This is a genomic window from Butyrivibrio sp. VCD2006, assembly GCF_000423925.1.
In the GTDB taxonomy this organism is placed as follows: Bacteria; Bacillota; Clostridia; order Lachnospirales; family Lachnospiraceae; genus Butyrivibrio.
Genome location: NZ_KE384108.1, coordinates 1 through 10,673 on the forward strand (window position 1 = coordinate 1; position 10,673 = coordinate 10,673).

10 protein-coding genes are annotated in these 10,673 nt (G+C 39.7%); 9 read left to right on the forward strand and 1 reads right to left on the reverse strand.

Going from position 1 to position 10,673, the window contains the following annotated elements; all coding sequences use genetic code 11:
• The first annotated feature begins 676 nt into the window (after positions 1–676).
• The 7 genes from G586_RS0119435 (at position 677) to G586_RS24050 (ending at position 6,065) form a co-directional block, all read left to right on the forward strand.
• The gene (locus G586_RS0119435) at positions 677–898 is read left to right on the forward strand and encodes a hypothetical protein (RefSeq protein ID WP_026529039.1); all 222 of its coding nucleotides are present in this window, start codon (positions 677–679) and stop codon (positions 896–898) included.
• Between the two features lie 180 nt (positions 899–1,078).
• Complete coding sequence (locus G586_RS0119440) at positions 1,079–1,930, forward strand: Rossmann-like and DUF2520 domain-containing protein (RefSeq protein WP_026529040.1); 852 nt, start codon at positions 1,079–1,081, stop codon at positions 1,928–1,930.
• Positions 1,931–1,937: 7 nt separating this feature from the next.
• Entirely contained in the window at positions 1,938–2,822 is an 885-nt protein-coding gene (gene panB, locus G586_RS24045) for a 3-methyl-2-oxobutanoate hydroxymethyltransferase (protein WP_081674482.1), read from the forward strand.
• A 2-nt stretch (positions 2,823–2,824) separates the two neighbouring features.
• A complete protein-coding gene (panC, locus tag G586_RS0119450) occupies positions 2,825–3,670 on the forward strand; it encodes a pantoate--beta-alanine ligase (RefSeq protein WP_026529041.1) in 846 nt (281 codons plus the stop codon).
• Between the two features lie 24 nt (positions 3,671–3,694).
• A complete protein-coding gene (panD, locus tag G586_RS0119455; RefSeq protein WP_026529042.1) occupies positions 3,695–4,084 on the forward strand; it encodes an aspartate 1-decarboxylase in 390 nt (129 codons plus the stop codon).
• Between the two features lie 141 nt (positions 4,085–4,225).
• On the forward strand, positions 4,226–5,056 hold the full coding sequence (locus tag G586_RS0119460; RefSeq protein ID WP_026529043.1) for a deoxyribonuclease IV: 831 nt from the start codon (positions 4,226–4,228) through the stop codon (positions 5,054–5,056).
• A 13-nt stretch (positions 5,057–5,069) separates the two neighbouring features.
• Positions 5,070–6,065: a phosphotransferase enzyme family protein gene (locus G586_RS24050; RefSeq protein WP_051204952.1), complete on the forward strand. Its 996-nt coding sequence runs from the start codon at positions 5,070–5,072 to the stop codon at positions 6,063–6,065.
• A gap of 112 nt (positions 6,066–6,177) precedes the next feature.
• Here G586_RS24050 and G586_RS0119470 read toward each other — a convergent pair whose 3' ends face one another.
• Positions 6,178–7,080: a toll/interleukin-1 receptor domain-containing protein gene (locus G586_RS0119470; protein WP_026529044.1), complete on the reverse strand. Its 903-nt coding sequence runs from the start codon at positions 7,078–7,080 to the stop codon at positions 6,178–6,180.
• Between the two features lie 747 nt (positions 7,081–7,827).
• Between G586_RS0119470 and G586_RS0119475 the strand changes: the two genes are divergently transcribed.
• Together G586_RS0119475 and G586_RS25380 are read left to right on the forward strand one after the other, a co-directional pair.
• Positions 7,828–8,400 carry a recombinase family protein gene (locus G586_RS0119475; RefSeq protein ID WP_026529045.1) on the forward strand — a complete coding sequence of 191 codons (573 nt, stop codon included), beginning with the start codon at positions 7,828–7,830 and terminating at the stop codon, positions 8,398–8,400.
• 210 nt (positions 8,401–8,610) lie between these two features.
• A partial coding sequence (locus G586_RS25380; RefSeq protein ID WP_242832067.1) for a leucine-rich repeat domain-containing protein occupies positions 8,611–10,673 on the forward strand: 2,063 nt, incomplete at its 3' end.

A 10,673-nucleotide genomic window follows, 5' to 3' on the forward strand; every position in this document is an offset into this window, starting at 1 on the left:
TTTCTTATTCTTTCTTCATCATCGCATACTGCTATCTTCATAAATAAATTCCTTTCGGTTGTCGTAGGCGGAAACCCACTGCCCTTGGGCGGTGGGAGGAGCCTTGTAAATTGTTATCCAAGAACATACATGCTATAATGTACTCAACAGCAAGTTTTACGAGAAAACCGTTAGGTGCGCTGTTCACCAAAGGCACTCTTTGTACATTGGCAAGTATATATGAGGTTGTAACACATAAGTCTTGGTGTTACGTAAAATATACTCAAGCATTAGCGTTTACTGTACGGCATGGGAATATATTATCCGTGAGGTTAATATATAGAGTACCTGATACAGTTACAGATAAGCATGTCTTGTCTGTAAGGGGCGGTGTCGACCGTCCCATGATGCGACCCCACGGAAGTTACACCGACAAAATGTAGGAGTTATTGCAACAAACTACAGGGGAGTCGCAAGCCACGTACCTTTAGGTGCGTGGTAGTTGACAATCTTGCATACATTGCTAGGGAGATGTTTGCATATGACAAGTGGACAGCACTTACTATTATTCTGTCTGCTATCTGTACGCCAATATGTGCGTATTTTTGGACGTTCATGTCCAAATTCGTTATCGACATAGTTACAAAAAAAGGATACTGTATGGCATCTGTTTGGAATAATCTGCATTACCTTTTTGATGCAGATTGTTTTCACGCTGCTTCAGGCTTATATGTGGGCACAGTGGTGGCGCTACATCGGGGCGAGGTTCAAGCTGATCATCGATAAAAATCGAAAGTTTATGACTATGCCCTTTGAGTATCTTGAGGACAAGGATGCTATGGATTGCTATCAGAAGGCCGGAATTTATGCTGAAATGTTTGCTGCGCAGTCTCAGTATTACGTGGACGCAGCGTCATGATATTTTTTTCACGGGCCATCTTTACATAGAGAAGCACAGATGCTAAAGTGTTATGCGGATGGTATTCGAAAGAAACTATACCTTTAAAGCTTCTAAATTTTAAAAAGGTGCGCCCGTTGGCTTGCTCGTATCATTTTGAACGAGACTGTATCACCCCCCGTTATAAAGGAGGTGTTGCCAATGAAGGTTGGATTTGTAGGTGCAGGGAAGGTAGGCTGTTCTCTAGGGAAGCTATTTTCCGATACTCAGCACAATCTCACAGGCTTTTATAGCCGGTCAATTTCATCCGCACAGGATGCTGCGGATTTTTGCAAATCGAAACGTTTTCAAAATTTAGAGACACTAGTTGAAGAAAGTGATACAGTGTTCATCACTGTTCCGGACGACTCTATTTCTGAGGTCTGGGATAGTGTAAAACATATGTCTATTGCCGGAAAAATGATATGTCATTGCAGCGGCTCTTTATCTTCGAATATCTTTAAGGATATTGAAGAAACTGGCGCATTCGGTTTCTCGATCCATCCATTACTGGCGGTATCAGACAGATACCGGTCATACCAGGAGCTTCCAAAAGCACTGTTTACAATTGAAGGAGATGCAGATCATACACCTGAAATTAAGGCACTTTTAGAAGGAAGTGATCTTAAATATACGGTGATTGATGCTGATGTTAAAACGCGCTACCACGGCGCGGCCGTTATGTGTTCGAATCTTGTTGTCGGGCTTATACGTGCAGCACAGGATGAACTTCTTGCATGCGGTTTTTCTAAGGAGCAGCTCGGTGATGCGATTGCACCGCTACTTCTTGGAAATGTGAAAAAGGTTCTTAGTGTAGGCACAGAGGCAGCACTTACGGGACCTATAGAGCGAGGAGACATCGGCACTGTTGAAAAGCATTTGAAAGTCTTCGAAGGAATTGACAGACAGGTTTACAAAACATTATCGCTAAAGACGCTGGAGGTTGCGAAAGCAAAGCACCCCGAAGCGGATTATAGTCAGTTGGAGCTTCTACTTACCAATCAGGAGGATTAAAAGAACAATGAAAAACACAGTTACTTCTCTTCAGCAGATGAAGAGAGACGGAGAGAAGATCAGCATGCTTACATGCTACGATTATTCAACAGCACGCCTTATCGAGGAGTCAGGAATCAACGCAATTCTTGTTGGTGATTCCCTTGGAATGACAATGATGGGATATAGTGACACACTTCCCGTTACCGTTGATGATATTATTCATCACTGCGCAAGTGTTTCAAGAGGCCTTAAGGATACATTCCTCGTAGCTGATATGCCCTTCATGTCTTATCAGACATCAGTTTATGATGCTGTAAAAAATGCGGGCCGTCTTATAAAGGAAGGCCATGCACAGGCTGTAAAGCTTGAGGGTGGTGCAACAGTTGTTGAACAGATCCGTGCAATCGTAAATGCAGATATTCCGGTTGTGGCACACATTGGTCTTACACCTCAGTCTATCAATGCATTTGGTGGATTTAAGGTGCAGGGTAAAAATATAGACAGAGCACTTCAGATTGTTGAGGATGCTAAGGCAGTTGAGGCAGCAGGTGCATTCATGGTTACACTTGAGTGCGTTCCTGAGGAGCTTGCAACTCTTATTTCTAACGAACTTACAATTCCTACAATCGGCATTGGTGCAGGCAATGGCTGTGATGGTCAGGTTCTGGTTTACCAGGATATGCTTGGAATGTTCTCAGGCTTTAAGCCCAAGTTCGTGAAGCATTTTGCAAATATCGGTGAAGAGATGAAGCGTGCTTTCAAGGAATATGATGCTGAGGTTAAATCTAAGGCTTTTCCTGCAGAAGAGCACAATTTCAAAATAGATGAAGAAGTTATGAGAGAGGTTCGCAGAGTAACTTCAAAAAAAGGATTATCACTTGCGGGTGAAGATGAAAGGAAAATGGCATAATCATGATTAAGGCAGAAACAATAAAAGAGGTTAAGGAAAACGTTAGAGAGTGGAAGAAGCAGGGACTGACAATCGGCCTTGTTCCCACAATGGGATATTTACATGAGGGTCACGCAAGTCTTATAAGCCGTGCCCGCAAGGAGTGTGACAAGGTAGTAGTTTCTGACTTTGTAAACCCCATTCAGTTTGGACCTAAGGAAGATCTGGCTACATACCCCAGAGATTTTGATGCAGATTGCAAATTATGTGAAGAGATCGGAGCTGACCTCATTTTTCATCCGGAGCCGTCTGAGATGTATCTTGATGGATTCCATTCATATGTTGGCGTTGATACTTTATCAACAGAGCTTTGCGGAAAAAGCCGTCCTATCCACTTCAACGGAGTGTGCACTGTAGTCAGCAAGCTTTTCAATATTACAGAGGCTGATAAGGCATACTTTGGACAGAAGGATGCTCAGCAGCTTGCAATTGTAAAGCGCATGGTTCGTGACCTCAACTTTAATATAGAAATCGTTGGCTGTCCCATCATCCGTGAGGAGAGTGGTCTTGCCAAGAGCTCAAGAAATACCTACCTTACTGAAGAAGAGCGCGAGAAAGCTCTTGTTCTTCACAAGGCTCTTACCGTAGGTGAGGATATGGTTCGTTCAGGTGAGAAGGATGCAAGTGCAGTTAAAAAGGCTGTTACTGATATCATCGAATCAGAGCCTCTTGCAAGAATTGATTATGTCGAGATCGTAGACTGGAACGAGCTTCAGAAGGTGGACAGAATTGATGGCCCCATCCTTATGGCAGTAGCAGTTTACATTAACGAAAAGGTTAGACTTATCGATAATTTTATTGTTGAGTGATAACGGATAGAAAAAGGTGGAATTATGAATTTAACTATGCTTAAGGGCAAAATACATAGAGCTACTGTAACTCAGGCAGAGCTTGATTATGTAGGCAGCATCACAATCGATGAAGACCTTCTTGATGCGGCAGGAATTCTTGAATATGAGATGGTTCAGATAGTAGATGTGGAGAACGGAAATCGCTTCGAGACATACACTATCGCAGGTGAGCGCGGAAGCGGAGTGATCTGCTTAAACGGCGCAGCAGCCCGCTGCGTATCAGTGCATGACCATGTGATCATCATGTGCTACTGCAGCATCCCCGCTGATGAGACCAAGGGACATAAGCCTAAGGTAGTCTTCGTTGATGAGAACAATAAGGCTTCACGAATCACAAACTACGAAAAACACGGAAAGCTCGGAGAACAGTAATTTTATTTTTCTGGAAAATACGAAAGACCACATCCTTCATGGGTGTGGTCTTTTTGGCGTTCTTATTCTAGAATATGAATATGAGTCTTGTAATGACGAAGTTTTAGAGTGTTTGTAACCTGAAGCTTAGGAGGTTTTATTTTGATATATATTGGTTGCCATTTGTCAGTTACAAATGGATATGAGGCAATGGGACATCAGATGCTCTCATTTGGCGGAAATACCTTTTCATGGTTCACAAGAAATCCAAGAGGTGGCAAGTCAAAAGATATTGAGCCTGCTGATGTTAACGCTCTTGCAGAAATTTTAGAAGATAATAAATTCGGAAAACTGGTTGCTCATGCAAGCTACACTATGAATCTTTGCTCAGCGAATCCTGAGACCAGGGCAAATGGGCTAGATATGTTAAAAAAGGATCTTGAGAAAATGGAAGCACTCCCCGGGCAATATTACAATTTTCATCCAGGCTCTCACACAGGGCAGGGTGCTGACGTTGGAATAGAACAGATTGCTGAGGGCCTCAACAAAGCGCTTTTTCCTGAAATGCAAACAACGGTTTTACTGGAGACAATGGCGGGAAAAGGTTCGGAAGTCGGAAGAAGCTTTGAAGAAATACGAGGAATTATTGATCGCGTTGAACTAAATGAAAAGCTTGGTGTCTGCTTTGACACATGTCACACCTGGGATTCCGGGTACGATATTGTGGGTGACCTTGAGGGTGTACTTGATCAGTTCGACAGCATTATCGGGCTTGAGCGTCTTAAGGCGGTTCATTTTAACGACAGCAAGAATGAACGCGGCTCACACAAGGACCGCCACGAAAAGCTAGGGCAGGGAATGATTGGCATGGAGGCTATGAAAAGAATTGCATTGCATCCTGTATTTGAATGCCTTCCATTTATTTTAGAGACTCCTAACGATGATGACGGATACATTCAGGAAATTGCAACGATTAAGAACTGGTTCGAGTAACAGGGGAAGAAAATTGGATAAATATCTGGAAAATGCAAAGAATTTGTATGGTTTAAAGGAATATGAATTAAGTGAAGTACCAGGTCATGAAGGCGGAAGAAATCAGATATTTATTTGCAAAAGAAACGGAATTCCGCAGCGTGTTTTGCGTTTCTCGATGCTTGGCGACAGAAAATTTGATGAATATCTGGCAGAGGCAGAGTTTGTTCATTATCTTGCAGAAGCAGGCGCTCCTGTGGCGGATGTGATTCCTTCATTAAGCGGAAAGCTTGTGGAAGCTTTTTCTGAGGATGGAATAGAGTATTTTGCAATGCTATTTTATTATGCAAAGGGAATGCTTATTTCAGATAATGGATACAGATACAGAGACGGGGCTTCGCTTGATGAGTATTTTTACAACACGGGCAAGGCGCTTGGAGCGATTCACAGACTGTCCAAGGCATACAAGCCTGTGAACAAAAGACCGGAGTTCTTCGACAAATACAACCCGGGGTATATCGATAAGCTAATACCGGATGAATATGAAGAACTGAAAAATGCGATCGGAGAGCGATTGGAGTGTTTTCGCAGACTTCCTGTGAACGATAGCGCTTACGGACTTGTTCATTTTGATTTCAGTGACGGGAATTATCATATTGATATGAGAACCGGAGACATCACGGTATTTGATTTTGATAACTGTATGTATTGCTGGTATATGTTTGACCTTGCTAACCTCTGGATTCATGGAACCGGATGGTATCAAAATGAGCCGGATCCCGAAAAACGTATGGAAGGGATGAAAGGTTATTTTGACACGGTGATTGATGGATATATGAGTGAAACAGATCTTCCGGATGAGGCGTTTTCGCAGCTTACACTTTTTATTGATATGGTAATGATTGAAAATATAGTTGATGAGTTTGAATGCAGTGCCCGGGAAGGAGAGGAGCTTGATCCTGAAGATATCGAAGACGCTGCTGAGTGTCTGATAAAACATATACCATATGCCGGATTCGGTTCAGATTGAAAAATGCACATTGAGGCAATGTGTGTGATCGGTAATAAGCTTTGTCAGAAAGCGAGAAAAAGCCCTTCGCAGGATAAAGGAATACGAAGGGCTAAAAAGAATAATTTCTTTTTTATTCATTTGCTGTTTTCTTCGCAATCAGACCTTTAAAAGGCATAAAAGGGAGTAATTCCATACTTGCAAGATAGTGCTTGTATAATCTGTCAACCTCCATTAAACACAATATCAGAAATGCTACTACAATAAACAGAATAAAAAAGAATGGCAAAATAAAACCGAATACTAATGCTACTGCTGCTGCACCCAGGGCATACCATTGGTTAAGCGTTATTTGGGACAGAAGAGTAAATGCAATAATGATAATGCCGCCCAGCATACCACCAAAGAACATCAAAACGATAGCAAACACATATATTGAGATTGCAGAACCGAATATGCAGTATCCTGCCGTCCTGTATTCTTCCTTTTTTAAGAAGTCCTTCTTTGTTATGATGCCTTCATCCGGATTCACTTCATTCTTATTGTCTTGATTCGCCGGAAGGATGTCAGTATTATCTCCAGAAATTACTTCTTCATGATTTTCATGCGAAGAAATATCATTTTTCCCAAACAAAGGAGCCTTGGTCAATTCAGTAAAGAAGTCACCCATGTCACTGTATTTGTATTTATGAAGTGCCTGGATACGATTAAGCCTCATAGCCATGCCTGACGGAAGCTCCACAGATTCAAGATATATTAGAACTCGGTCCTTACCAAGATCACGGGCGTAGTTTAACTCATCCTTGCAATTCTCAGAGTTTAAATAGTTTTCAGATAAAAAGGCAAGTATACCAACGCAGCCGTTCAGATGACCGGCGATATTTTCATCCCACTCTGTTCCCGGATCAATGCCCTCATCATACCAGATATGGTATCCCATATTTATTAAATGATCTATCACTGGATATACCCTGTCCGTATCTTTGTGCGAATAACTGATAAAGATATAATTACCGGCCCCTGAATATGGTTTCATAGCTGATCCTCCAATCTTAACTTATAATCCAATAATGTCATAGGTAATCAAATAATGATAATGGTGATACAAATTAGAGATTTAGAATACATACTAAAAGTTTACTATTATGGTACATGGGGAGTCAACCTAATGGCCGGTAATTTTGCTCATGTCACTTATGTGCAGGGGTATTAGAATCTTATTCGTATGCCACGGCAGTCTACAAACAAAGAGGTAGAAATGGCTTATTTTAGGTGATTAAAAGGACTTTATTCATTGGATTTGCACCTTTTGAAATGTACTAAAAATCGGCTCTAATATGGCAATAATTTATAGAAAACCAGTCGGAAAAGACTGGTTTTTCCAATTAATTGATTTTTAATAAGGTGTAAATGAAGTTAGAGTTGCTTGAAGGCCTGGGGATTACATGGTAGGAATGTGCTTTTAGATGTGTGAATGAATGAGCTCCCGCACCCTTTGCATAAAATCAGCGCTCATGCGCGAAAAGTACCCTCCTCCCCATGAAAACAGGTTAAAAGTATTCACATTTGACGTGTATAGGGAACGATGCAGATAATGAAGTTTTTGATAAAGTATAAAAATAGGCTATACTCTATATTTACATTTTCGATATTCTGTATTATAGTAAAAATAGAGTTGATAATCGTATTATTTTACACAATGTAAACTATATTAGGAATCTAGTTTTGCATCCACTACGTCACGTCACATTTCGATTAGCTTTATAATGGAGGAATTTGAAGTATGGCAAAGGGACAGCATATAGCGTATGTAAGGGTAAGCACAGTTGAGCAGAATGAAGCACGTCAAGTAGAAGCTCTTAAAAGGCATGATATTGATAGGTGGTTTACTGAAAAAACCAGTGGAAAGAATACAAATCGCTCAGAGCTTCAAAGGATGCTGGAGTTTGTTAGAGAGGGGGATACAGTTTACATCCATGATTTAAGCAGATTGGCAAGAAGTACAAAGGATTTGTTGGAGATAGTTGATCTGCTTAAGTCAAAAGGAGTTGATCTTGTAAGTAACAAAGAAAATATTGATTCCAGTACTCCTACCGGAAAACTGATGCTAACTATGATTGGAGCTATAGCAGAGTTTGAGCGTGCTAATCTTCTTGAAAGGCAGAGAGAGGGCATTGCTATTGCCAAGAAGGCAGGAAAGTATAAAGGTAGGAAGAAAATTGAAGTTGATAGTGAACTGTTCAAAAAGTATTACGATAAGTACATGAAGCGAGAGATAAACAAAGTACAGTTTGCTAAGGCTATTAAAATATCAAGACCAACGCTTGATAAGATGCTAAAAGAATATGTAGCATAGAGTTTTGAAAAATCAAAGCATCTGCGGATTCCTACCGCAGGTGCTTTCTTTTAATATAAGCCACAACATTTGATTTGGTAATATTAAATTGTAACTATAGAAAATGTTGCTTTTATGAAGGTTGTATGTTAATATTTTTTCCGGACAAGGGGACTTAGGGGCTCCTTGTCTTTTTTTGCGCTTTAATGAGGTTGAATAGGTAGGTTACAGATGAAGAAGAAAAGTTTATTTGGTGGTTTTGTTTTCATAATTGTTTTACTAATGCTTGTTTTTATCAAGCGAGATGCAAGTGCGGCAAATGTTTTCGAGACCAAAACAGATGGCACAATAACATGGACAATGTATGATGATGGAACGTTAGAAATCGGTGGAAGTGGTGAAATAAAAAATAATTTGGGATATTTGAATTATAGATCTACGGCGATAAAAAGAGTTATCATTTCTGGTTCGGTTACATCAATAGGTAAGAGTGCTTTTAATGGATGCAGCAAACTAACAAGCATAACGATACCAGATTCAGTTACATCTATAGGGTATTATGCTTTTTATGGATGCAGCAAACTAACAAGCATAACGATACCAGATTCAGTTACATCTATAGGGTATTATGCTTTTTATGGGTGTAGCAGCCTGACAAGCATAACGATACCAGATTCAGTTACATCTATAGGGTATTATGCTTTTTATGGGTGTAGCAGCCTGACAAGCATAACGATACCAGATTCAGTTACATCTATAGAGTATGATGCTTTTTATGACTGCAGCAGCCTTACAAGTATAACAATTCCCAATTCAGTTACATCTATTGGTGTTTTTGCATTTTTTAACTGCAGCAGCCTTACAAGTATAACAATCCCCAATTCAGTTACATCTATTGGTGATTATGCATTTTATGACTGCAGCAGCCTTACAAGTATAACAATCCCCAATTCAGTTACATCCATAGGGGAATATGCTTTTAAATACTGTAGCAGCCTTACGGAGGTAATTTTACCGAATTCATTTTCAGATGATAGTTATCTTAAAACAAGATTTCAAGGTACACCTTGGTTCGTTAATAGGATGGGAACAATAAAAGGTTCAATTGGTGACATATTCTATGAGCTTGATGGAGCAGGTAACCTTTCACTAAGTGGAAATGGAGAGCTTTTTATAGCTTCAGACAATAGTATTGAAGACTATGTAGCTATTGTAAAAAACATAATTATTTCGGAAACATCTAAAATTGAATGTGGCTATTTGGAGAATTACTTCAAAAATCTGGAAAAGATAGTCAATAATTCTTCATCTGCGATCAAGTTGCGTTATGATGATGGAATTTCATGGTGTGATATAAACGATACTACTGAACCAATTTTTTCCATTTCCAATGGAACGGCTATAAAAGTTAATCAGAAACTACCCAAGCATTATAGGATTGTTTTTGATGGGAATGGTGCTACTTCTGGTAGCATGGATGATATAATCGCTGAAGCCGATAAGTATATCAAACTTTCTAAAAACCAATTTAAGAAAGAACATTTTGTATTTGATGGGTGGCAATACAGTTTATCGGAATCATCATATTATTCAAGTTTGTCTGACGAAGATAATTTGTATTTAAGTGTATCTGGGGCTATAGATAATCCTATAGTTATTTTATACGCTAAGTGGCGTGAACAATATAAATACACTGTAGATTTTGATGATGATGGAGAAGGTTATATGCCCTCTGTATCAGTGTATGCAGGGGATACTTATACATTGCCAGAAAATGGCTTTGTCGCTCCTGAGGGTAAAGAATTTGATTCATGGAAGATAGGTAAATCTTACTATAATCCTGGTGATATCTTGACTATTAGTAGTCATACGTATGTTTGCCCAGTTTGGAAGGATACTATAACTGAAGGTGACAGTGATAGCGAGAAAGAGAATAATGACACAGATATCAATGAAAATAGCAATGTGCCAATCAATGCTGGCGATGACAAAACTAATCCTACACAAGATGATTCTGAATCGTCTATTGTGAATGATAACGAAGATAATGATACAACACATGGTGTAGGCGATAGTACAAATGACGCTTCGCAAAGTACTACAGATTCATCTACAGTAGATGATAAAGAAATTACTAATAGCGAAACACACAATAATGATGAAGAAAATAGTACTAATCTTACACAAGATGATACTGAACCATCTGCATTAGATACTGAAGAAGAAAATACTGAAGATGATAATAATGAAGAAGTTAGTAATAGCAACACATCCAATAACAATGAAGGTGATAT